The sequence below is a fragment of the Kitasatospora cinereorecta genome, assembly GCF_024172095.1.
GTDB lineage: Bacteria > Actinomycetota > Actinomycetes > Streptomycetales > Streptomycetaceae > Kitasatospora > Kitasatospora cinereorecta.
In genome coordinates this window covers 1,371,338-1,390,297 of record NZ_JAMZDX010000001.1, presented here as the reverse complement: position 1 = coordinate 1,390,297, position 18,960 = coordinate 1,371,338, and the positions used below count along the sequence as shown (strand labels likewise).

Annotated in this window: 15 protein-coding genes and 1 riboswitch; of the genes, 11 read left to right on the top strand and 4 right to left on the bottom strand. The window is 73.4% G+C overall.

Going from position 1 to position 18,960, the window contains the following annotated elements; translation table 11 throughout:
- Position 1: 1 nt before the first annotated feature.
- The 6 genes from FHR36_RS06145 (at position 2) to FHR36_RS06120 (ending at position 6,828) form a co-directional block, all read left to right on the top strand.
- Entirely contained in the window at positions 2 to 2,023 is a 2,022-nt protein-coding gene (locus FHR36_RS06145; protein ID WP_253794413.1) for a protein meaA, read from the top strand.
- Positions 2,024 to 2,048: 25 nt separating this feature from the next.
- Complete coding sequence (locus tag FHR36_RS06140) at positions 2,049 to 3,008, top strand: HpcH/HpaI aldolase/citrate lyase family protein (RefSeq protein WP_253794411.1); 960 nt, start codon at positions 2,049 to 2,051, stop codon at positions 3,006 to 3,008.
- A 3-nt stretch (positions 3,009 to 3,011) separates the two neighbouring features.
- Positions 3,012 to 3,509, top strand: coding sequence for a MaoC family dehydratase (locus FHR36_RS06135; protein WP_253794409.1), 498 nt, complete (start codon positions 3,012 to 3,014; stop codon positions 3,507 to 3,509).
- A gap of 148 nt (positions 3,510 to 3,657) precedes the next feature.
- Positions 3,658 to 4,860 carry an acyl-CoA dehydrogenase family protein gene (locus FHR36_RS06130; protein WP_253794407.1) on the top strand — a complete coding sequence of 401 codons (1,203 nt, stop codon included), beginning with the start codon at positions 3,658 to 3,660 and terminating at the stop codon, positions 4,858 to 4,860.
- Between the two features lie 425 nt (positions 4,861 to 5,285).
- Positions 5,286 to 5,963 (top strand): phosphatidylserine decarboxylase, encoded by a 678-nt coding sequence (locus FHR36_RS06125; protein ID WP_253794405.1) that lies wholly within the window; start codon positions 5,286 to 5,288, stop codon positions 5,961 to 5,963.
- Positions 5,950 to 6,828, top strand: a complete 879-nt coding sequence (locus FHR36_RS06120; RefSeq protein WP_380232355.1) for a CDP-alcohol phosphatidyltransferase family protein — start codon at positions 5,950 to 5,952, stop codon at positions 6,826 to 6,828. The genes FHR36_RS06125 and FHR36_RS06120 overlap by 14 nt, the downstream gene beginning before the upstream one ends.
- A 163-nt stretch (positions 6,829 to 6,991) precedes the next feature.
- On the opposite strand, the gene FHR36_RS06115 is transcribed toward FHR36_RS06120, so the two are convergent.
- From FHR36_RS06115 to FHR36_RS06105, 3 genes are all read right to left on the bottom strand, one after another.
- Positions 6,992 to 8,419 carry a hypothetical protein gene (locus FHR36_RS06115; RefSeq protein WP_253794403.1) on the bottom strand — a complete coding sequence of 476 codons (1,428 nt, stop codon included), beginning with the start codon at positions 8,417 to 8,419 and terminating at the stop codon, positions 6,992 to 6,994.
- Positions 8,420 to 8,647: 228 nt separating this feature from the next.
- Positions 8,648 to 9,763 (bottom strand): alpha/beta hydrolase family protein, encoded by a 1,116-nt coding sequence (locus FHR36_RS06110; RefSeq protein WP_253794401.1) that lies wholly within the window; start codon positions 9,761 to 9,763, stop codon positions 8,648 to 8,650.
- A 100-nt stretch (positions 9,764 to 9,863) separates the two neighbouring features.
- Positions 9,864 to 10,556 (bottom strand): helix-turn-helix domain-containing protein, encoded by a 693-nt coding sequence (locus tag FHR36_RS06105; protein ID WP_253794399.1) that lies wholly within the window; start codon positions 10,554 to 10,556, stop codon positions 9,864 to 9,866.
- A 239-nt stretch (positions 10,557 to 10,795) separates the two neighbouring features.
- Positions 10,796 to 10,931: riboswitch (cobalamin riboswitch) on the top strand.
- A gap of 35 nt (positions 10,932 to 10,966) precedes the next feature.
- Between FHR36_RS06105 and FHR36_RS06100 the strand changes: the two genes are divergently transcribed.
- From FHR36_RS06100 to FHR36_RS06080, 5 genes are read left to right on the top strand one after another with little or no spacing between them, the layout of a single operon-like run.
- Positions 10,967 to 11,908, top strand: a complete 942-nt coding sequence (locus tag FHR36_RS06100; RefSeq protein WP_253794397.1) for a cobalamin biosynthesis protein — start codon at positions 10,967 to 10,969, stop codon at positions 11,906 to 11,908.
- Positions 11,901 to 13,409, top strand: a complete 1,509-nt coding sequence (locus FHR36_RS06095; RefSeq protein ID WP_253794395.1) for a cobyric acid synthase — start codon at positions 11,901 to 11,903, stop codon at positions 13,407 to 13,409. The genes FHR36_RS06100 and FHR36_RS06095 overlap by 8 nt, the downstream gene beginning before the upstream one ends.
- A gap of 35 nt (positions 13,410 to 13,444) precedes the next feature.
- A complete protein-coding gene (locus tag FHR36_RS06090; RefSeq protein ID WP_253794794.1) occupies positions 13,445 to 15,475 on the top strand; it encodes a putative cobaltochelatase in 2,031 nt (676 codons plus the stop codon).
- 5 nt (positions 15,476 to 15,480) lie between these two features.
- Complete coding sequence (cobO, locus tag FHR36_RS06085) at positions 15,481 to 16,086, top strand: cob(I)yrinic acid a,c-diamide adenosyltransferase (protein ID WP_253794393.1); 606 nt, start codon at positions 15,481 to 15,483, stop codon at positions 16,084 to 16,086.
- Positions 16,087 to 16,090: 4 nt separating this feature from the next.
- Positions 16,091 to 17,458 carry a cobyrinic acid a,c-diamide synthase CobB gene (locus FHR36_RS06080; protein ID WP_253794391.1) on the top strand — a complete coding sequence of 456 codons (1,368 nt, stop codon included), beginning with the start codon at positions 16,091 to 16,093 and terminating at the stop codon, positions 17,456 to 17,458.
- A gap of 15 nt (positions 17,459 to 17,473) precedes the next feature.
- Here the strand turns inward: FHR36_RS06080 and FHR36_RS06075 are convergent, their stop codons facing one another.
- Entirely contained in the window at positions 17,474 to 18,826 is a 1,353-nt protein-coding gene (locus tag FHR36_RS06075; protein WP_301329714.1) for a DUF4190 domain-containing protein, read from the bottom strand.
- Positions 18,827 to 18,960: the final 134 nt, after the last annotated feature.

Sequence of the window (18,960 nt, the reverse complement as noted above, 5' to 3'; positions counted from 1 at the left end):
CATGGCCGACCGTGACCGTCCGTGGTTGATGCGGACCTACGCCGGACACTCCACCGCGAGCGACTCCAACGCGCTCTACCGGCGGAACCTGGCGAAGGGTCAGACCGGTCTGTCGGTGGCGTTCGACCTGCCGACCCAGACCGGGTACGACTCCGACCACGTCCTCGCCCGCGGCGAGGTCGGCCGGGTCGGCGTGCCGGTCGGGCACGTCGGCGACATGCGCACCCTGTTCGACGGCATCCCGCTCGAGCAGACCAACACCTCCATGACGATCAACGCCACCGCGATGTGGCTGCTGGCGCTCTACCAGGTGGTCGCCGAGGAGCAGGGCGCGGACATCGCCAAGCTCACCGGCACCACCCAGAACGACATCGTCAAGGAGTACCTCTCGCGCGGGACGCACGTCTTCCCGCCGGGGCCGTCGGTCCGGCTGATCACCGACATGATCGCCTACACGGTCGGCAACATCCCCAAGTGGAACCCGATCAACATCTGCAGCTACCACCTCCAGGAGGCCGGGGCCACCCCGGTCCAGGAGATCGCGTACTCGATGTGCACCGCGATCGCCGTGCTGGACGCCGTCCGCGACTCCGGCCAGGTGCCGGCCGAGCGGATGGGCGAGGTGGTCGCCCGCATCTCCTTCTTCGTGAACGCGGGCGTCCGCTTCGTCGAGGAGATGTGCAAGATGCGGGCCTTCAACCTGCTCTGGGAGAAGGTCACCCGCGAGCGGTACGGCATCGAGGACGCCAAGCAGCGCCGGTTCCGCTACGGCGTGCAGGTCAACTCGCTCGGCCTGACCGAGGCCCAGCCGGAGAACAACGTCCAGCGCATCGTGCTGGAGATGCTCGCCGTCACGCTGTCCAAGGACGCCCGCGCCCGCGCCGTCCAGCTGCCCGCGTGGAACGAGGCGCTCGGCCTGCCCCGCCCGTGGGACCAGCAGTGGTCGCTGCGGATCCAGCAGGTGCTGGCCTACGAGTCGGACCTGCTGGAGTACGGCGACATCTTCAACGGCTCGCACGTGGTCGAGGCCAAGACCCGGGAGCTGCTGGAGGGCGCCGAGGCGGAGATCGCCAAGGTGCTGGAGATGGGCGGGGTCATCCCGGCCGTCGAGTCCGGCTACCTGAAGTCCAACCTGGTCGCCTCGCACGCCGAGCGCCGGGCCCGGATCGAGGCCGGCCAGGACAAGATCGTCGGCGTCAACTGCTTCGACACCACCGAGGTCAGCCCGCTCACGGCCAACCTCGACGACGCCATCATGGTGGTCGACCCGGCCTCCGAGCGCTCGGTGCTCGCCTCGCTGGAGAAGTGGCGCGGCGAGCGCGACGAGGCCGCCGCCCAGCAGGCGCTGGCCGAGCTCAAGGCGGTCGCCGCGACCGACGAGAACCTGATGGCGGCCACCCTCGTCTGTGCCCGCGCCGGGGTGACCACCGGCGAGTGGTCCTTCGCCCTGCGCGAGGTGTTCGGCGAGTACCGCGCCCCCACCGGCGTCGGCGGCGCCCCGGTCGCCGTGGCGGCCGAGCCGGGCGGCGAGCTGGCCCAGGTCCGCGAGGCGGTCGCCGCGACCGCCGCGGAGCTCGGTACCGGCAAGCTGCGCCTGCTGGTCGGCAAGCCCGGCCTGGACGGCCACTCCAACGGCGCCGAGCAGATCGCCGTCCGGGCCCGCGACGCCGGGTTCGAGGTGGTCTACCAGGGCATCCGGCTGACGCCCGAACAGATCGTCTCCGCGGCCGTCGCGGAGGACGTCCACTGCGTGGGCCTGTCGATCCTCTCCGGCGCCCACCCCGAGCTTGTGCCGGACGTCATACAGCGGCTGCGCCGCGCCGGGGTGGAGGATGTGCCCGTGATCGTCGGAGGCATCATCCCCGCTGCGGACGCCGAGGCCCTCAAGGCCGGCGGTGTCGCCGCGGTCTTCACCCCGAAGGACTTCGGTATCACGACCATCATCGGCCGGATCGTGGACGAGATCCGGCTCGCCAACAGGCTCCAGCCTTGGGCCGCGACCACGACCAGCGCGACCAGCTGACCCCCCGGAAGGAACCCCACCGCACATGACCGTCAACCGCCTGCGGCCCCGCCGTTCCTGCCTCGCCGTACCGGGCAGCAACCCGCGCTTCCTGGAGAAGGCCCAGGGCCTCCCGGCCGACCAGGTCTTCCTCGACCTGGAGGACGCCTGCGCCCCGCTGGTCAAGGAGAGCGCCCGCCACAACATCGTGGACGCGCTGAACAACGGCGACTGGGGCAACAAGACCAAGGTCGTCCGGGTCAACGACTGGACCACCCACTGGACCTACCGCGACGTGATCACCGTCGTCGAGGGCGCCGGCCCGAACCTCGACTGCATCATGCTGCCGAAGGTGCAGACCGCGGAGCAGGTCAAGGCGCTCGACCTGCTGCTCACCCAGATCGAGAAGACCATGGGCTTCGAGGTCGGCAAGATCGGCATCGAGGCGCAGATCGAGAACGCCAAGGGCCTGATCAACGTCGACGCGATCGCCGAGGCCTCGCCCCGGCTGGAGACCATCATCTTCGGCCCGGCCGACTTCATGGCCTCGATCAACATGAAGTCCCTGGTGGTCGGCGAGCAGCCGCCCGGCTACGACGCCGACGCCTACCACTACATCCTGATGCGCATCCTGATGGCCGCCCGCGCCAACGACCTGCAGGCGATCGACGGCCCCTACCTGCAGATCCGCAACCAGGAGGGCTACAAGGCGGTCGCCCGCCGCGCCGCCGCGCTCGGCTTCGACGGCAAGTGGGTGCTCCACCCGGACCAGGTCGCCGCCGCGAACGAGATCTTCTCGCCCTCGCAGGAGGACTACGACCACGCCGAGCTGATCCTGGACGCCTACGACTGGTGCACCTCGGAGGCCGGCGGCGCCAAGGGCTCCGCGATGCTCGGCGACGAGATGATCGACGAGGCCAGCCGCAAGATGGCCCTGGTCATCGCCGGCAAGGGCCGGGCCGCCGGCATGGAGCGCACCACCAAGTTCGAGATCCCGGAGAGCTGAGCCATGCAGTTCGGACGCACCTACGAGGAGTTCGAGGTCGGTGCCATCTACAAGCACTGGCCCGGCAAGACGGTCACCGAGTACGACGACCACCTCTTCTGCCTGCTCACCATGAACCACCACCCGCTGCACATGGACGCCAACTACGCGACCACCACCGTGCAGGGCCAGAACGTCGTGGTCGGCAACTACATCTACTCGCTGCTGCTCGGCATGAGCGTCGAGGACGTGTCCGGCAAGGCGCTCGCCAACCTGGAGATCGAGTCGCTGCGCCACATCGCGCCGACCTTCCACGGCGACACCATCTACGGCGAGACCACGGTCCTCGACAAGAACATGACCTCGAAGCCCGACCGCGGCATCGTCTACGTCGAGACCAAGGGCTACAAGCAGGACGGCACGGTCGTCTGCATCTTCCGCCGCAAGGTGATGGTGCCGACCGAGCAGTACCTCAAGGAGCGCGGCGGCGACCAGCCCGGTCGCCCCGAGCCGCTCGCGTAGCCACCCCTGACCCCGGACGGGCAGGCCGCCGTCATCGGCCGACCCCGAACCCGGCCACGGGGGCCCTGCTGCCGCAGCCACGCCGGCAGGGCCCCCGTCACAGACTTCTTTCTCCCCCACCCTCAGCCTTCAGATAGGGAGCCGCGCGATGGGACGCCTCGCACAGACCGACGGCCTCACCGAGATCCAGCGGGACATCCTCGCCACCGTGCGGGACTTCGTCGACAAGGAGATCATCCCGGTCGCGACCGAGCTGGAGCACAAGGACGAGTACCCGACCGCCATCGTCGAGGGCATGAAGCAGCTCGGCCTGTTCGGTCTGACCATCCCCGAGGAGTACGGCGGCCTCGGCGAGTCGCTGCTCACCTACGCCCTGGTGGTCGAGGAGATCGCCCGCGGCTGGATGTCCGTCTCCGGCATCGTCAACACCCACTTCATCGTGGCGCACATGATCAACGCGCACGGCACCCAGGAGCAGAAGGACTACTTCCTGCCCCGGATGGCGGCCGGCGAGATCCGCGGCGCCTTCTCGATGTCCGAGCCGGCCCTCGGCTCCGACGTGGCGGCGATCTCCACCAAGGGCGTCAAGGACGGTGACTTCTACGTCCTCAACGGCCAGAAGATGTGGCTGACCAACGGCGGCACCTCCACGCTGGTGGCGGTCCTGTGCAAGACCGACGAGGGCGGCAACACCCCGTACCGGAACATGACCACCTTCCTGATCGAGAAGGAGGCCGGTTTCGGCCCGAACCCCAAGGTTCCCGGCCTGACCGTGCCCGGCAAGATCGAGAAGATGGGCTACAAGGGCGTCGACACCACCGAGCTGGTGCTGCAGGACGTCCGGATCCCGGCCGACCGCATCCTCGGCGGCGTCCCGGGCAAGGGCTTCTACCAGATGATGGACGGCGTCGAGGTCGGCCGCGTCAACGTCGCCGCCCGCGGCTGCGGTGTCGCCCGCCGCGCCTTCGAGCTGGGCATCGCCTACGCCCAGCAGCGCACCACCTTCGGCAAGAAGATCGCCGAGCACCAGGCGATCCAGTTCAAGCTCGCCGAGATGGCCACCAAGGTCGAGGCCGCCCACCAGATGATGGTGATGGCCGCCCGCAAGAAGGACAGCGGCGAGCGCAACGACCTCGAGGCCGGCATGGCGAAGTACCTCGCCTCCGAGTACTGCAAGGAGGTCGTGGAGGACGCCTTCCGCATCCACGGCGGCTACGGCTTCTCCAAGGAGTACGAGATCGAGCGCCTCTACCGCGAGGCCCCGATGCTGCTGATCGGTGAAGGAACGGCGGAGATCCAGAAGATGATCGTGGGCCGCCGCCTGCTCGAGGAGTACAAGCTCGCCGACTGACGGCACCCGGAACTCTCCGTCACGGTCGGAGCGGGCGTGCGGGCCCGCTACGACCTCCGCCGCGCCGACCCGGCCTGGTCAGCCGAGGGGGGCGGTGCGGTGGCCCGGAAGCGGCCGTGGGGCGCATTTATGCAGGTACGCGCCCTGCGGCCGCTTCCGCACACCCTCGTGTCGCCCGCGTGGCGCTGAGACGTGGGTCACGCAGGCCTTCCGACCTCTTGGGGAACCGGACCGACCCCGGTTACGGTCGTACACATAGCAGGTGCACACCGGAACAGCCGCGCACAGTTCCCCGAGCAGGCGGCTTGCCCACCTACCGCCTGGTCCCGATAGCATCCACCGGGACAGCAGCCGTCCCCTTATCACTCGATCCCCGCGGTGGCCCCCGTCCAGTGGCCAAGATCCCCCGCGACTAAAGGTCCTCGATGCCCCTCAGCCCGTCCCCTCACACCTCCGCCTCGGGTCACGGCCCCGCCGGTCGGCGTCCCCGCGTGACCATCGCGCGCGGTGCCACCCCGTGGTTCGTCCCGACCCTGGCCACCGCCGCCGTGACGACCGCCCTCACCCGGCGCTCCGGCAAGTGGGCCCTGGCGGCCGTTCCCGCCTGTGCGCTGAGCGCGGGCATGCTGTGGTTCTTCCGCGACCCCGAGCGTGAGATCGGTGCGGGCAGAGTGATCTCCCCGGCCGACGGCGTGGTCCAGTCCATCGACGCCTGGCCGGACGGCCGCACCCGCGTCGCCATCTTCATGAGCCCGCTCAACGTCCACGTCAACCGCGCCCCGCTGCCGGGCACGGTGACGTCCGTGGAGCACGTCGCCGGCGGCTTCGTCCCGGCGTTCAACAAGGACAGCGACCAGAACGAGCGGGTCGTCTGGCACTTCGACACCGAGCTCGGCGACATCGAGATGGTGCAGATCGCGGGGGCCGTGGCCCGCCGGATCGTGCCGTACGTGCCCGCCGGCACCAAGGTCGAGCAGGGCGAGCGGATCGGTCTGATCCGCTTCGGCTCCCGCGTCGACACCTACCTGCCGGCAGGCGTCGAGGTCGGCGTCCAGGTCGGCCAGAAGACCACAGCCGGGGTGACTCGCCTTGACCGTGACTGATCCTGAGACCCTTGTCGGGCTGGGCGAGGAGGAGGAGACCTCCCTCCGCCGTCGCCGCTGGGCCCGTGACCGCGAGCTGCGGGCCCCGCGCTCGCCGCAGCACCTCTCCACCGCCGACTTCCTGACCCTGGGCAACGCCGTCTGCGGCTTCCTGGCGATCTACTCGATCACCACCGGAATCCTGATGCCGCACCTCACCGGTGAGTCCAACGCCCCGGTCAAGCACAGCGCCGCCACCGCGGTGACGCTGCTGCTGATCGGCTCCATGTGCGACCTGTTCGACGGCCTGGTGGCCCGCAAGCTGCGCTCCTCGGCGCTGGGCGCGGAGCTGGACAACCTCGCCGACCTGATCAGCTTCGGCATCGCACCCGCCTACTTCGTGGCGGTCTGGGGCATCGTCTCGCCCGGGTCCGACCAGCGCCTCTCGGCGCTGATCGCGCTCACCGTGCTGCTGGCCGTGGTGCTGCGGCTGGCCCGGTTCTCGGCGGTCAAGATGCGGCCGGGGATCTTCCAGGGCATGCCGTGCCCGATGGGCGCCATGACCGTCATCGCGATCGTGCTGCTCGACCCGCCGTTCGTGCCGGGTCTGCTGATGATCTTCGGTGTGGCGTACCTGATGGTCAGCCGCATCGAGTACCCGAAGCCGCAGGGCCTGCTCGCCACCGCGACGCTGGCCTGGATCGTGTTCTCCATCGGCTGCCTCGCCGCCTGGGCGGCGGGCCTGCCCGGTGGCGACACCCTGATGCACATCGGGGCGGTCGCGCAGATCACGCTGGCCGCGATGGCGCCGCTGCTGGTCATCCGCCGCAAGGTGGGGCAGAAGGTCGGCGACGTCCGCGCGAAGCGCGCGGAGTCGCGCGGCTGAGACTTCTCTGCACGGGAAAGGGTCCTTCGGGGCCCTTTTCTCGTTTGGGGGCATCTTTACAGGGGCTCGGGGAACTGCGAGGCCCGCCCCGTGGTCGGCGATACCAGCAAGGTGCGCCAGCCACGGGGCGGGCCTCGCAGTTCCCCGAGCCCCTGGATATGACCTACCGGACGACGGAGAAGGCCGATCGGCGTGCCGCGCGGGCGACGGCCGGGTCCGGGTGGACTCCGGCGACGGCGGTGAGGACGCTCGCGGCGCGGGGGTGGCCGGACTGGCGGGCGCGGTTGAAGAGGCGGACCGGCTCGCCGGCGGAGGCGCCCTCGACGTGGCCGACGAGGAGCGCGGTGTCGCCGTGGTCGAGGACGGCGGCGGCGGTGTCCACCCAGAGCCAGGCGGCGTCCTGGGCGCCCAGGACGTCGGCCGGGGAGACTCCCCCCTCGTCGAGCTGCTCGGCGAGCCACAGCAGGGCGTACGGCCGCAGCACGGCCTCCTCCACGGCGGCGCGGACGGCCTGCTCGGCGGTGCCACCGGCGACCCGCAGCGCCTCGAAGGCGAGCCCGCGCACCAGCGCGTCCTCGCCGCGGGCGGCGTCCAGCAGCTCGGCGACGGCGCGGTCGACCGGGCGGGCGGCGACCCAGGCGCGGTACTCGGCGCGGGCGGGGCCGGGCGAGTAGTCGGCGCAGGCGGAGAGCAGCTCGGGGGCGCTCTGCTCGATGTGGCCGGCGGCGGTCTGCGCGACGGTGCAGATCTCCTCCAGCTTGGCGCGGACCGCCCAGTGGCCGAGCGGGGAGAGCTCGGCGGCGTCGTCCTTGCGGCCGAGGGCGCCGACGGCGGCGAGGCCGTCGAGCATCCAGTCGAGGACGGCGGCGACGTCGCTGGGCAGGTGCGGGGTGTCGATCTGCGGCTCGCGGCAGGTGCCGCGGACGGCGGAGACGGCGGAGGCGGCGTGCGGGACGGGCGACAGGCTCAGCGCCCCGCCGATGATGCCGTGGCGGCGCTCGTCGAGGCCGCGGCGGAGCAGTTCGAGCAGTTCGCCGTCGGCGACCGGGCCGTCCACCAGGTGGAGGAAGGAGAGCAGCTGCGGGGCGAGGTCGACGGCCTGCCCGGCGAGCTGGGCGAAGACGCCGCGCAGGGCGGCAGGCGGGACGGGGGCGAGCAGCGTCCAGGCGTCGAACAGCGCGGACCAGCCGCGGATCACCGCCTCGTCGTCGTGCTCCCAGGCGTGCAGGCGCCAGCCGGGGCCGGCGCCGCCGTCGCGCAGCTCCACCAGGCCGACCAGCAGGGCCTGGCCCCAGGCCTTGGCGGCGGCGCCGACGGTCATGGCGAGGGCGCGCCCGGCGGCGCGGGCGTCGTCGGGGAGCAGCTCGCCGCGCTTGTCGACGTGGTCGAGTTCGCCGGCCCAGCGGGCGACGCGGACGGCGTCGGCGAGCATCCGGCGGGCCAGCGGAGCGAGCTCGGCGGGCGCGGGGAAGCCGTCGGGCACCGGCACCCGGCCACGGCCGGGCTTGGCGGGGATGCGGCGGCGGGGGGCCCCGGGAACGCCCGGGGGTGTGCCGTCGCCCCGTCCGGCCGTGCCAGGCAGACGGGTCACCGTCGCACCGAGCCCGATCGGCTGGGGCGAGGCATCACGGTCGCGCGGGTTCCGAGACGTCACGCCGAGCAGTCTTCCCCGTGCACGGGCGTTCTGTCACATCGGATCCGCCACCGTCTCGACCGGTTCGGCCGCGGATGCGCCGCAGACCGGGCAACAGCGCGCAAACCGGGCCTGAGCTGGGCACATCTTGACGCGCTCACGCCATGACCGACGGGCCGGGGCGGATCAGATCAGCGGGGTGAAGAAGCGCCGCAGGGCCTCGGTGTAGGCCTCCGGGTCGACGTTCCACAGGGCGGCGTGCTCGGCGCCGGGGACGGGGTGGAGGCTGACCAGGTCCTCGCGGCGCCCGGCGAGGCGGCGGGCGGCGGCCCAGGGCGCCACGCTGTCGTCCGGGCTGTGCAGCAGCAGGGTGGGCGCGGCGAGGTCGCGGCCCTCGGCGAGGCGGGCGAAGTCGGCGAGGTCGACCTTGGTCCGGCCCTCGGCGGCCAGCGCGCCCAGCTCGGCGAGGGCGGCGGACGCGCCGGAGCGGCGGGTCTCCCGGCGGACGGTGTCCGACCAGTCCAGCACCGGGGAGTCCAGCACCAGGCCGCCGATCCGGTCCTTCCAGGCGGACCGGGCGGCGGTCTGCAGCACCATGGTGGCGCCCAGCGACCAGCCGTACAGCACCACCCGGCCGGCGCCGTTGTCCAGGGCGAAGCGCAGCGCCGACTCCACGTCGCGCCATTCGGTCTCGCCGAAGTGCCCGAGGCCGTCGGGCGAGGCGGGCGCGCCCTCGTCGCCGCGGTGGGTGACGGTCAGCGTGGGCAGCCGCAGGGTGTGCAGCACCGGGAGGACGGGCAGCGCCTGGGTGCGGTCGGCGGCCGGGCCGTGCACCAGGACCACCCAGGTGCCGCGGACGCCGATCGTGTACCAGGCGGGCATCGCGCCGAGTTCGCCCGGGACGGCGGGCTCGGCGAAGTCGATGCCGAGCGCGCTGCGCGGGTCGCCGACGTGCACCCGGGGGGTGATCCGGACCTCGGTGCCGATCGCCAGGGTGCCGCGGTCGGCGCGCTCCAGGCGGCGGGTGACGCTCTGCGTGTCGGTGGTGAGGATCTCGCCGACCACGGCGTGCCCGCCGTCCTCCCACTCCAGGGCGTAGTGGCCGGGGCGGAGCGACTCGGGGCTGCGGGTGACGGTGACCCGCCCGGCGCCGAGGTCGTGGATCCGCAGGGCGGCCGCGACGTGGGGCTCGACCGCGCCCGGCCGGACCACCCGGTCCGAGACCCGGCGCCCGAGCAGCAGGACCGCCGCTCCGGTCCCGACGGCGGCGGCGGCCACGATGGCGGCGGTTCCCCAACGCATGAGCGCTCCCCGGTGGGCTGGGCATGGACTCGCTACGGTCACCAGTCCAGCCGCCCGGTGGCGGCCCGGCCACCCGGGGCGGGCCGTTCGGGCTGCCGCCTCAGACCGGGATCGTGGTGGCCCGGGCGGCGAGCAGCTCCCAGAACCGCTCGGCCAGCGGACGCCGGGGCCGCGGTTCGGCGGCCGGGCCCGAGGCACCCCAGTGCATCGGCACCAGGTACTCGTTCTGCAGCTCCGTCAGGGCCGCCTCCAGGGCGTGCGGCTCGGCCGGCACGATCCGGCCGATCGCCTTCAGCTGGGCCTGCCAGCGCCCGTCGATCACCTGCTTGAGCCGCAGGTCCAGGTCGGCCTGCCGGTTGGTGACGTGGACCAGGGCCCGGAGGGTGAGGCCGAGCACGTGCGCCAGCGCGTACGTCTGCTCCTCGTCGCCGGTCCACTTCCCGGTGGTCTCGGCCTTCTGGTACACGGCCAGGCCGATGCCGATCCGGCGGGCGGCCTGCTCCTGGTTGAGCTCCCGGGCGACCCGGAAGTCGCGCAGGGTGGCCGGCGGGGCGCCCATCAGCTGGACCGGGGGGCACCACAGGGCGCGGGAGAGGGCGATGAACTCCTCCTCCGACGGACGGATCCCGCCGCTCTCCCAGCCGAGCACGTGGGAGGGCAGCAGGCGGACGCCGTGGGCGGCCATGCCTTCGGCGACCTGTTCCGGCGTCAGACCGAGCCCGGCCCGGTGGGCGCGCGCGGCCGTCGGGGAGAACGGCACCGGGGTGGGGGTGGGCGGCTGTCTACGTCGCATGACACAAGAACGTAGGGGTGCGCCTGTCGGATCACACACCCGCTGAAGACACGAAGCGCAGGTGGGGACCCCCGCCGGTAACTGGACGATCGTCCGAGACCTCGCGGGCGAATCGGCCCCCTACTCGGAGGTAGTGACGGCGGTTCACGGCGGCGCGAACTACGCGGGTAGCGCGAGCGCCGGGGCGCCTCCCGGCGGTGGCTCGGTGTGACCGAACCCTCCGCCACCTCGGTTGACTGCCCGTCTCGGCGCGTGATGGGATCCATGGGCCATACGGAGGCATGCAGAGGAAGCCGGTGAGATTCCGGCGCGGTCCCGCCACTGTGACCGGGTACGACCCGGAAGCCACGACACTCCCGTCTCCGCTACGTCGATCCAGGGCGCGGACCCTGAGTGAGGACACGCACGCCATGCGGGCTGCCCCGTACCTGCTGGGCGCCGTCGCGGGCTATCTCGCCGACGCGACCCTCGGCGACCCCCGGCGCGGCCATCCCGTCGCCCTGTTCGGCAGCGCCGCGGCCCGCCTGGAGCGGGCGCTGTGGCGCGACCACCGCGGTACCGGCACCCTGTACACCGCCGCCCTGGTGGGCACCGTCGCGGCCGGCGCCGTCGCCGCCGACCGGGCGCTGAAGCGCTCCCCGCTCGGCCGCGCCGCCCTGGTGGCCGGCGCCACCTTCACCGTGCTCGGCGGCAGTTCGCTGACCCGCGAGGCCCGGACCATCGGCCGGGCGCTGGAGGCCGGGGACATCGGGGCGGCCCGCGAGCGGCTGCCCCACCTGTGCGGACGGGACCCGAGCGCGCTCGACGAGCAGCAGCTGGCCCGCGCCGTGGTCGAGTCGGTGGCCGAGAACACCGCCGACGCCGTGGTCAACGCCCTGGTCTGGGGCGCCGTCGCGGGCGCCCCCGGACTGCTGGCCTTCCGCGCGGTCAACACGCTGGACGCGATGGTCGGTCACCGGTCGCCGCGCCACCGGCGCTTCGGCTGGGCCTCGGCCCGGCTCGACGACGTGGCCGGCTGGCCCGGCGCCCGGCTCACCGCGCTGCTGACGGTGGCCGCCGCGCCCTCGCCGCGCACCGCCTGGCGGGTGTGGCGGCGCGACGGCTCGTCCCATCCCAGCCCCAACGCCGGCCAGGCCGAGTCGGCGTTCGCGGGCGCCCTGGGCGTACGGCTGGGCGGGACCCTCCACTACGGCACCCGGGTGGAGCACCGGCCGGTGCTCGGCGGGGAGTCCCGGCCGGTGGCGGTGGCGGACATCGAGCGGGCGTGCCGGCTCTCCCGACGGGTGGGGGCGCTGGCTCTGGCAGTGACGGTGGGTGCGCGGGTGGCGCTTCAGGGAGGCAGGCGTGGGTAACGCGGTGCTGGTCGCGGGGACGACCTCGGACGCGGGCAAGAGCGTGGTCACGGCGGGCATCTGCCGCTGGCTGGCCCGCCAGGGGGTGCGGGTGGCGCCGTTCAAGGCGCAGAACATGTCGCTCAACTCCTTCGTGACCGCCGACGGCGCGGAGATCGGCCGGGCCCAGGCCATGCAGGCGCAGGCCGCCCGGGTCGAACCGGAGGCGTCGATGAACCCGGTGCTGCTCAAGCCCGGCGCCGACGGCCGCAGCCAGGTGGTGCTGCTCGGCCGGCCGGTGGCCGAGGTCGGCGCGCTGGACTACCGCGAGCGCAAGCCGTACCTGCTGGAGCGGGCGCTGGAGTGCCTGGCGGACCTGCGCGGCCGGTACGACGTGGTGGTCTGCGAGGGGGCGGGCTCCCCCGCCGAGATCAACCTGCGCGACCGGGACATCGCCAACATGGGCCTGGCCACGGCGGCGAGGCTGCCGGTGGTGGTGGTCGGCGACATCGACCGCGGCGGGGTGTTCGCCGCCATGTACGGGACGCTGGCGCTGCTGTCGGCCGAGGACCAGGCGCTGGTGGCGGGCTGGTTCGTCAACAAGTTCCGCGGCGACGCCCGGCTGCTGGCCCCCGGCCTGGACATGCTGCGCGAGCTGACCGGCCGTCCGGTGCTGGGCACCCTGCCGATGCTGAGCGGCCTGTGGCTGGACGCCGAGGACTCGCTCGACCTGACCACCGTGGTGGCCGGCGGCGCGGCCGCGGGCCCGGTCGGCGCGGACGTGCTGCGGATCGCCGTGGTGCGCTTCCCCCGGCTCTCCAACTTCACCGACATGGACGCCCTCGCCCAGGAGCCGGGCGTCCTGGTCCGCTGGGCCACCCGGCCCGAGGAGCTGGCCGACGCCGACCTGGTGATCCTGCCCGGTACCCGGGCGACCGTCGCCGACCTGGCCTGGCTGCGCGAGCGCGGCCTGGAAGGCCCGCTGAAGGCCCGCGCGGCGGCCGGGCGGCCGATCCTCGGGGTGTGCGGCGGCTACCAGATGCTGAGCCGCGAGATCGTCGACGAGGTCGAGTCGAGGACCGGTGGCGCCGAGGGCCTCGGGCTGCTGCCCACCCGGGTGGTGTTCGGACGCGAGAAGGTGCTGGCCCGCCCGGTCGGTGAGGCGTACGGGGAGCGGGTCGAGGGGTACGAGATCCACCACGGTGTGGTCGCGGTCGAGGGTGGGCAATCGTTCCTCGACGGCTGCCGGGTCGGCTCGGTCTGGGGCACCACCTGGCACGGGGCGCTGGAGAACGACGGCTTCCGCCGGGCGTTCCTGCGGGACGTCGCCGCCGTCGCCGGACGGGACTTCGTCCCGGCGCCGGACACCTCGTTCGCCGCCGCCCGCGAGGAGCGGCTCGACCGGCTGGGGGACCTGATCGAGGAGCACGCGGACACCGACGCGCTGTGGAAGCTGATCGAGGGCGGGGCTCCGGCCGGGCTGCCGTTCATCCCGCCGGGAGCTTTGGAGACTGCCAAGTGACAGACGTCCGTTACCCGTTCACCGCGATCGTCGGCATGGCCGACCTGCGGCTGGGGCTGCTGCTCAACGCCGTCTCGCCGGCCGTCGGCGGCGTGCTGGTGCGCGGCGAGAAGGGCACCGCGAAGTCCACCATGGTGCGCGCGCTGGCCGGCCTGCTGCCGGAGATTGCCACCGTGGACGGCTGCCGCTTCGCCTGCGACCCCGCCGCACCCGACCCGCAGTGCCCGGACGGCCCGCACCACGCCCCGGCCGCCGGCGAGCGCCCGGCCCACCTGGTCGAACTCCCGGTCGGCGTCTCCGAGGACCGCGTGGTCGGCTCGCTCGACCTGGAGCGGGCGCTGGCCGAGGGCGTCAAGGCGTACGAGCCGGGCCTGCTGGCCCGGGCGCACCGCGGCGTGCTGTACATCGACGAGGTCAACCTGCTCCAGGACCACCTGGTCGACCTGCTGCTCGACGCGGCGGCGATGGGCCGCTCGTACGTGGAGCGCGAGGGCGTGTCGGTGCGGCACGCGGCGCGCTTCCTGCTGGTCGGCACGATGAACCCGGAGGAGGGCGAGCTGCGGCCGCAGCTGCTCGACCGGTTCGGGCTGACCGTGGAGATCGCCGCCACCCGGGACGCCGCCGAGCGGGCCGAGGTGGTCCGCCGCCGGCTCGCCTACGACGCCGACCCGGCCGGCTTCGCGGACCGGTTCGCCGGGCAGGAGCGGGCGCTGGCCGAACGGATCACCGCCGCCCGGGCGCTGCTGCCCGAGGTCGAGCTGACCGACGGGGCGCTGCGCCAGATCACCGCGGTCTGCGCCGCGTTCGAGGTGGACGGCCTGCGCGCCGACATCGTGATGGCGCGCACCGCCGTGGCGCTGGCCGCGTGGGCGGGCCGGCGCGAGGTGCTGGAGGAGGACGTCCGCAAGGCCGCCCAGCTCGCCCTGCCGCACCGCCGCCGCCGCAACCCCTTCGACGCGCCGGGCCTGGACGAGGAGCAGCTCGACCGCACCCTCCAGGAGCACGCGCCCGAGGACGAGGACCCCGAGGACGACGGCGGCGGCCCCGACGGCGATGGCCCGGACGGTGGCGGCCAGGGCCCCGACGGCGGCGGCCCGGACGGCGGCGCGCCTGCCCCGGGTGACGCGCCCGAGGACTCGGTGGCCTCGACCGACCCCGGCTCCGAGCCCGCCGCTGCGCAGCCCGGCGAGGCCGTCCCGCCGCAGGGCCCGGGCGGCGGCCGGGAGAGCGCCCCGGTGGCCGCCGGCGACCCGTACCGGACCCGGCTGTTCGCCGTGCAGGGCACCGGCAAGGGCGCCCAGGGGCGCCGCTCCCCCGCCGAGACCGACGGCGGGCACACCATCCGGTCCCGCCGTCCGCAGGGCCGCCTCGCCCACCTGCACCTGAGCGCCACGCTGCGCGCCGCCGCCCCGCACCAGGTGGCGCGCGGGCGCCAGGAGCGGGCCCTGGTGCTGCACCGGGACGACTTCCGCGAGCAGGTGCGCCGCGGCCGGGAGTCGAACCTGGTGCTGTTCGTGGTGGACGCCTCCGGCTCGATGGCGGCCCGGCAGCGGATGACCGCGGTCAAGGGCGCGGTGCTCTCCCTGCTGATGGACGCCTACCAGCGCCGCGACAAGATCGGCATGGTGACCTTCCGCGGCACCGGCGCCGAACTGGCCCTGCCGCCCACCTCCTCGGTCGAGGTCGGCGCCGCCCGTCTGGAGCAGCTGCCGACCGGCGGGCGCACCCCGCTGGCCGCCGGACTGCTGCGCGCCCACGAGGTGCTGCGGGTGGAGCGGATGCGCGACCCGAACCGCCGCCCGCTGCTGGTGGTGGTCACCGACGGCCGTGCCACCGGCGGCCGCGACGCCGTGGCGCAGTCCCACCGGGCGGCCGGCCTGCTGGCCGCCCAGGGCATCGCCTCGGTGGTGCTGGACTGCGAGTCGGGCCCGGTGCGGCTCGGCCTCTCCCGGACCCTGGCGGGCCACCTCGGCGCCGCCGCCGTGACCCTGGACGAGCTGCGCGCCGAGGGCGTCGCCTCGCTCGTCCGCGACAGTCGTTCCTCCGCTCCGCGAAAGGCGGCCTGATCCCCATGCCCAAGGGTGTTGCCGAGAACGTCCCGGACGACGGCCTGACCACCCGTCAGCGCCGTACCCAGCCGATCACCGCTGTGCACACCGGCCCCGGCAAGGGGAAGTCCACCGCGGCCTTCGGCATGGCGCTGCGCGCCTGGAACCAGGGCTGGCCGGTCGGGGTGTTCCAGTTCGTCAAGTCCGCCAAGTGGAAGGTCGGCGAGGAGAACGCGCTGCGCGTGCTCGGCGCCTCCGGCGAGGGCGGCACGGTGGACTGGCACAAGATGGGCTCCGGCTGGTCCTGGATCCAGCGCTCCGCCGAGGCCGAGATGTCCAGTGAGGAGGCGGCCAAGGAGGGCTGGGAGCAGGTCAAGCGCGACCTCGCCGCCGAGACCTACCGCTTCTACGTGCTCGACGAGTTCACCTACCCGATGCACTGGGGATGGGTCGACCCGGACGAGGTGGTCGCCGTGCTGAAGGACCGCCCGGGCAGCCAGCACGTGGTGATCACCGGCCGGTACGCGCCCGAGGCGCTGACCGGATTCGCCGACCTGGTCACCGAGATGTCCAAGATCAAGCACCCCATGGACGCCGGCCGCAAGGGCCAGCGCGGCATCGAGTGGTAGTTCCGTGACCAGCATCCCCCGTCTCGTCGTCGCCGCGCCCTCCTCCGGCGCGGGCAAGACCACCGTCGCCACCGGCCTGATGGCTGCGCTCGCCGCGCGGGGCCTCGCCGTCTCGCCGCACAAGGTTGGCCCGGACTACATCGATCCCGGCTACCACGCGCTGGCCTCCGGCCGGCCCGGGCGCAACCTGGACTCCTGGATGTGCGGGCCCGACCGTATCGCGCCGCTCTTCCTGCACGGCGCCGCCGGGGCCGACGTGGCGGTGGTCGAGGGCGTGATGGGGCTGTTCGACGGCGCCGCCGGACAGGGCGAACTCGCCTCCACCGCGCAGGTCGCCAAGCTGCTCAAGGCGCCGGTGGTGCTGGTGGTGGACGCCTCCTCGCAGTCCCGGTCGGTGGCCGCGCTGGTGCACGGCTTCGCCTCCTGGGACCCGGAGGTCCGGCTCGCCGGGGTGATCCTCAACCGGGTCGCCTCCGACCGGCACGAGATGCTGCTGCGCGAGGCCCTGGAGGAGGGCTCCGGCGTCCCGGTGCTCGGCTCCGTCCGGCGGGCGCCCGCGGTCGCCACCCCCTCCCGCCACCTGGGCCTGATCCCCGCTGTGGAGCGCTCCGCCCAGGCCGTGCAGGCCGTCCGCGACATGGGCGACCTGATCGCCGCCTCGGTCGACCTGGACGCGGTGCTCGACCTGGCCCGCTCGGCGCCGCCCCTGCACGCCGAACCCTGGGACCCGGCCGCCGAGATCGGCGAGCCCGTCCCCGGCCGGCCCCGGATCGCCCTGGCCGGCGGCGCCGCGTTCTCCTTCTCGTACGCGGAGAACGCCGAACTGCTGGCCGCCGCCGGCGCCGAGGTGGTCCCGTTCGATCCGCTGCACGACCGGGAACTCCCCGCCGGCACCGCCGGGTTGGTGATCGGCGGCGGCTTCCCCGAGATGTACGTCGCCGAACTCAGCGCCAACGCGCCGCTGCGCGACGCCATCGCCCAACTCGCCCGCTCCGGTGCGCCGGTGGTCGCCGAGTGCGCCGGACTGCTCTACCTGGGACGGGAGTTGGACTCCAAGCCGATGTGCGGCGTGCTGGACTCCACCGCCCGGATGACCGAACGCCTCACCCTCGGCTACCGCGAGGCCGTCGCGCTCGCCGACAGCCCGCTCGCCGCCGCCGGCACCCGGGTCCGCGGCCACGAGTTCCACCGGACGGTCACCGAACCCGGCGCCGGCGAGCAGCCCGCCTGGGCCTGGCGCACCCCGACCGGCCCGCACACCGAGGGCTTCGTCCAGGGCCCGGTGCACGCCTCGTACCTGCACCTGCACTGGGCCGGAACGCCGCAGACCGCGACCCGCCTGGTGCGGGCCGCGGTCAGCGCGGGGTCGTAGGGCGTCCGCGGGGGCTCAGACCGTCTGCGGGGCGGAGCCGCCTCCCGAGCCGGAGCCGCCGCCGGAGCCCGCGCGGTTGTCGGCGGTGAGGCCGAGGACCGCGCGGACCGCCTTCGCCTGCTCGTAGCCGTCGTGCCGGAAGGCCAGACCGAGCTCCCGCTCCATGGTGGCCGCGTCGGGCGCAGCCTCCGCCGCCCGCAGGTGGGTGCTCATCTCACGGTGCTCGGCGAGCAGATCGGCGACCGGCTTCTTGGCGGCCTCGCTCCAGGTGCCGTTCTGCAGCTGGTACGACTGCGCCCCCACCGCGGTGGACATCTCCTTCACCCACGTCCGGTAGCCCTCGACGTTGTCGGCGACCTCCTCCTCGTCCGGGCTGTGCGCCAGCGCGAGGTTGAAGCCGTTGGCGCCCTGGAGGTAGGCGACCTGCTCGGCGGTCAGGTTGGAGCGGTCCTTGCGGAGGGTGCCGGTCAGCCCGGCGTCCGAGTCGGTGAAGATGCAGGTCAGACGGTGTCCGCCGAGCTTGGTCCAGCCCTTGCGGTCGGCGTGGAAGTAGTGGACGTCGACCGAGTCCGGCACGGCCCAGCTGTCCATCGCGTAGTTGTCCTGCTCCCGCTCGCAGTATTTCGTCGCCTCGGCCGTCACCTGGGCGTCGCCGGGGTAGTCCGTGCCGCCGGACAGGTAACCGGTGTAGAACACCTCGCCGTAGTGCTTCTGACTGCACGGCACCCGCTTCACCGAGACCGCGGTCATGCCACCGGAGGACTTCTCGAAGCAGTCGCCCACCGTCAGGTCGAGCACCGCCACCATGCCGGGCGCCGTGCTCTCCGAGCGGCTCGGGGTGCGGCGCACGCCGTAGTCGTCGCCCGACGAGGAGCGGTCCGCGATGCCCGCGGCGATGCCGATGACGATCAGCACGCCCCACACCGCCGACAGCACGATGCCCGCGATCGCCAGGCCCTTGCCGCGCTGACCGGTCCGCTTGATGCCGCGCAGGGCGGCGATGCCGAAGCCGATGCCGCCGACGAACAGCATGCAGAAGGCGCCGAAGATGCCCATCACGAACGCGGTGATCGCGAAGCCGTTCCAGCCCGACTGCGGCTGCGCCGGCCACCCGGGGTAACCAGGTTGGCCCGGGTAGCCCGGATAGCCGGGATAGGCCGGGTAGACGGGGTAGCCGGGCGGGACCGGCTGGCCGGGGACCTGACCGACGGCCCACGGGTTCTTCTCGGCCTCGGCCGGGGGCGGCAGCTCGGGCCCGTACGCGGCCTGCGGCTGCGGCTCCGGCTGCGAGGGGATCGCGTCGGTCGGCGGTGCCCACGGGGACGCCGGTGTGGGCCCCTCCGGGACGCGGTCCTTCTCCTCCGACATGGCGAAACCCCCTGATCACAGAACTTGTTCGACGGCTGCGCGAATATAGCCGACCGCCGGGTCCCTTCGCGCACCCATTAGCAGGGCCAACGCCGCCCCTGACAGCTTTACGTCAATTGCATACAGTGCATACA

Coding starts and splice junctions, on each gene's coding strand:
- FHR36_RS06145 (WP_253794413.1), top strand. CDS start 2: ATGGCCGACCGTGACCGTCCGTGGTTGATGCGGACCTACGCCGGACAC.
- FHR36_RS06140 (WP_253794411.1), top strand. CDS start 2,049: ATGACCGTCAACCGCCTGCGGCCCCGCCGTTCCTGCCTCGCCGTACCG.
- FHR36_RS06135 (WP_253794409.1), top strand. CDS start 3,012: ATGCAGTTCGGACGCACCTACGAGGAGTTCGAGGTCGGTGCCATCTAC.
- FHR36_RS06130 (WP_253794407.1), top strand. CDS start 3,658: ATGGGACGCCTCGCACAGACCGACGGCCTCACCGAGATCCAGCGGGAC.
- FHR36_RS06125 (WP_253794405.1), top strand. CDS start 5,286: ATGCCCCTCAGCCCGTCCCCTCACACCTCCGCCTCGGGTCACGGCCCC.
- FHR36_RS06110 (WP_253794401.1), bottom strand. CDS start 9,763: ATGCGTTGGGGAACCGCCGCCATCGTGGCCGCCGCCGCCGTCGGGACC.
- FHR36_RS06105 (WP_253794399.1), bottom strand. CDS start 10,556: ATGCGACGTAGACAGCCGCCCACCCCCACCCCGGTGCCGTTCTCCCCG.
- FHR36_RS06100 (WP_253794397.1), top strand. CDS start 10,967: ATGCGGGCTGCCCCGTACCTGCTGGGCGCCGTCGCGGGCTATCTCGCC.
- FHR36_RS06090 (WP_253794794.1), top strand. CDS start 13,445: ATGGCCGACCTGCGGCTGGGGCTGCTGCTCAACGCCGTCTCGCCGGCC.
- cobO (WP_253794393.1), top strand. CDS start 15,481: ATGCCCAAGGGTGTTGCCGAGAACGTCCCGGACGACGGCCTGACCACC.
- FHR36_RS06075 (WP_301329714.1), bottom strand. CDS start 18,826: ATGTCGGAGGAGAAGGACCGCGTCCCGGAGGGGCCCACACCGGCGTCC.